At 34.0% G+C, this 2,696-nt stretch carries 4 protein-coding genes; all 4 read left to right on the top strand.

Annotated features, from left to right (window positions below; all coding sequences use genetic code 11):
- The first annotated feature begins 167 nt into the window (after nucleotides 1-167).
- A complete protein-coding gene (locus U9R23_06025) occupies nucleotides 168-1,034 on the top strand; it encodes a hypothetical protein (protein MEA3475973.1) in 867 nt (288 codons plus the stop codon).
- Nucleotides 1,013-1,234 carry a hypothetical protein gene (locus tag U9R23_06020; protein ID MEA3475972.1) on the top strand — a complete coding sequence of 74 codons (222 nt, stop codon included), beginning with the start codon at nucleotides 1,013-1,015 and terminating at the stop codon, nucleotides 1,232-1,234. The genes U9R23_06025 and U9R23_06020 overlap by 22 nt, the downstream gene beginning before the upstream one ends.
- Before the next feature lie 104 nt (nucleotides 1,235-1,338).
- Nucleotides 1,339-1,977, top strand: coding sequence for an MBL fold metallo-hydrolase (locus U9R23_06015; GenBank protein MEA3475971.1), 639 nt, complete (start codon nucleotides 1,339-1,341; stop codon nucleotides 1,975-1,977).
- Between the two features lie 108 nt (nucleotides 1,978-2,085).
- On the top strand, nucleotides 2,086-2,696 hold a 611-nt coding region (locus tag U9R23_06010), incomplete at its 3' end, for a YggS family pyridoxal phosphate-dependent enzyme (GenBank protein MEA3475970.1).

The raw sequence follows: 2,696 nt of genomic DNA, 5'->3' as shown, positions 1-2,696 counted from the left end.
CACTTGAAATTTGAAACTGGAAACTTGAAACTGGGAACCGGAACACAGCCTGCAATCAGATGGGTGCACTTTCGTCTGACTATTAAAATGTTATTACTTCTCTGCAGTGGGAAAATAATAAATATCCTCTGTGTCTCTGTGGCAAAGTATTTATAGGAGTAAACCAAATGAAAATAATACCATTAGCATTTGACAGCTTTGGAACCAGGTCTATGAGTACATTTGTTGAAACCAAAGATGTAAAAGTTTTGATAGACCCGGGCGTGGCTCTGGGACCAAGGAGATATAACTTATCCCCACATCAAATTGAATTGGAGAGATTAGATGAACATTGGATAAAAATAGTAAAGTATGCAACACTCTCTGATGTCCTTATAATTACCCATTATCATTATGACCATCATAATCCAAACGACCATCTTGAAATCTATAAAAACAAAACAGTTTTAATTAAACATCCAACAGAAAAAATCAATCGCAGCCAGATAAAAAGGGCAGCTTACTTTTTACAGCAAATAAAGGGATTGCCACAAAAATTGGAATATTCGGATGGCAGAGAATTTCAATTCGGCAATACAAAGATTAAATTCTCACAGCCAGTTTTTCACGGCACAAACTCAAAATTAGGATATGTGACAGAAGTTCTAATTGACGATGGTTATAGATTTATTCACACATCTGATGTTGAAGGACCAAGTCTTGATGACCAAACAGATTTCATCGTTCAAAACAAGCCAAATTTAGTAATATTGGATGGACCTCTTTCTTATATGCTGGGTTTCAGATATAGTTACGAAAGCTTGAATGCATCAATTGAAAATATGACAAAAATAATTGAAAACTGTCCCTTAGATTCATTGATAGTAGACCATCATTTTCTTAGAGATTTGAAATGGAAAGAAAGGATAGCAAAGGTTTTTGATGTAGCAGAAAAGAAAAATATCAAAATTCAGACAGCAGCGGAGTTTTTAGGCATTCCTGTTGATATGCTTGAAGCAAGAAGGAGAGAACTTTGGCAGACACATCTAAAGTGATGATAATAAAATGTGATAAATGCCACCGAAAGATCTTCAAATATCTAAAAATCGGCAAAGGACGACTATGGCACTGCTGGAAAGACCGAATAATTGAAGATCATAGTATAAGAGATGGAGATAAAGTTAAATGTCAATGTGGAAATGTAATAGGTATTGACCAGGGAAAATGGATTAAAATGAAGAAAATACATAATTAAGGAGATATGGAGTAGGCGAGTTCATCCTTCGTAGAACTTCGGAGAATGGATCTCTCACCTATCTAAAGCTCCGATGTATCGGAGCTACACCAAACATTACAAAGATGAAAATTACACTAATCTATGATAATACGGTATACAAACCAGGGCTTAAAGCTGATTGGGGATTTTCTGCTCTTATAGAAAAAGATAACTTAAAAATTCTATTTGATACAGGGGCAAAGGGCACAATACTTCTCAATAATATGGAAAAACTCAATATTAAGCCTGAATCTATTGATGAGGTATTTATCTCTCATTCTCATTGGGACCATACAGGTGGACTGTCTCATTTTCTTAAGATAAACAAAACTGCAAAAGTTTATATCCCGCGTTTGTTCTATCTTAGAGCGAAAAATAGAGAAGTAATTAAAATAAAACAATCTCTTCAGATGCACGAAGGCATATTCTCTACTGGAACACTCAAACATATAGAGCAATCTATGGCAATTAAGATGGAAAAAGGTTTGGTCGTCATTGCAGGTTGTTCTCATCCTGGAGTAGGAAATATTCTTGATGCAGTATCACAGTTTGGAAAACCGTATATTCTTATTGGAGGACTTCATGGCTTTAGAGAATTTGACATAATAACAAATTTGGAAAAGATTTGTGCCTGTCATTGCACTCAACATCAAGCTGAAATAAAAGCATTATATCCAGAAAAATGGATAGAAGGCGGAGTAGGAAGGATAATTGAAACTTGAAATTTGATACTTGAAACTTGAAATTATCAAAGGTTGAGTAGTAAAAATTTCATATATTCTTTCGTGTTTTTAGTGTGTTTCGCGGGTAATAATTTATAGAAGGAAAAAATGAATGATATTAAAAGAAATTTAGAAAAGATATTATCTGAAATTCCAGAAGGTGTAGAGTTGGTGGCAGCTGCCAAAACAAGAACTGCCGAAGAAATTTTTCAGGCAATTGATGCAGGAGTAAAGAAGATTGGTGAAAACTATGTCCAAGAATCATTAAAGGTGATTGAAAAGATTGGTAACAAAACCAAATGGCATTTTATTGGACATCTACAAACCAACAAAGTCAAATATGTAGTTCCAGTTTATGATATGATAGAAACTGTTGATTCTATCAAACTTGCAAAAGAGATAGATAAACAGGCAAAGAAAAATAATAAAATTATGCCTGTTCTTATAGAAATAAATAGCGGCAGAGAACCACAAAAATTTGGAGTGATGCCAGAAAATACAGAAAAGTTGCTAAAAGCAATTTCTAGTTTACCCAACATTAAAATTATGGGTTTGATGACTATGGGACCAAGATTTGGTGTCCCAGAAAAAGCAAGACCATATTTTAAGGAAACAAAAAAGACTTTTGATAAAATTAAGGCTGCTAATATCCTAAATGTAGAAATGAAATATCTTTCTATGGGAATGAGCAACAGCTATAAAATCGCAATTGAAGAAGG

The organism is Candidatus Cloacimonadota bacterium (assembly GCA_034722995.1).
Lineage (GTDB): Bacteria > Cloacimonadota > Cloacimonadia > JGIOTU-2 > JGIOTU-2 > JAGMCF01.
The sequence above is the reverse complement of the archived record's forward strand: the minus strand, read 5'-3'. Positions and strand labels throughout refer to the sequence as shown.

Bases quoted from the DNA above. Each gene is read 5' to 3' on its own strand.
- U9R23_06025 (MEA3475973.1), top strand. From the start codon at position 168: ATGAAAATAATACCATTAGCATTTGACAGCTTTGGAACCAGGTCTATG.
- U9R23_06015 (MEA3475971.1), top strand. From the start codon at position 1,339: ATGAAAATTACACTAATCTATGATAATACGGTATACAAACCAGGGCTT.